The organism is Mesorhizobium sp. M7A.T.Ca.US.000.02.2.1, assembly GCF_003996995.1.
GTDB lineage: Bacteria > Pseudomonadota > Alphaproteobacteria > Rhizobiales > Rhizobiaceae > Mesorhizobium.
The window spans coordinates 1-216 of the sequence record NZ_RZTT01000939.1 but is presented as its reverse complement, the minus strand read 5'-3'; the positions used below and the strand labels follow the sequence as shown (position 1 = coordinate 216).

Below are 216 nucleotides of genomic sequence, written 5' to 3'. Positions count from 1 at the left end.
GTGCTCCCGGTGCCCCGTGGCCCGGATGCGCCAAGCTTAACGAACCTGACAACCGAACAAACGATGGCACCAAGAACATCATGCCGGATAATGGCTTCATCGAGAGCTTCAACGGCCGACTGCGCGATGAACTGCTCAACGAGACGCTGTTCACCTCGCTGGCTCAGGCGCGCGTAGCCATCGCCCTGTGGCGCGCCGACTACAACACCGCGCGGC

The 216-nt window shown here is 62.5% G+C and carries 1 pseudogene; it reads left to right on the top strand.

Going from position 1 to position 216, the window contains the following annotated elements:
• Nucleotides 1-89 precede the first annotated feature (89 nt).
• Nucleotides 90-216: pseudogene (locus EOD15_RS35500) on the top strand (transposase); the annotation flags it as partial.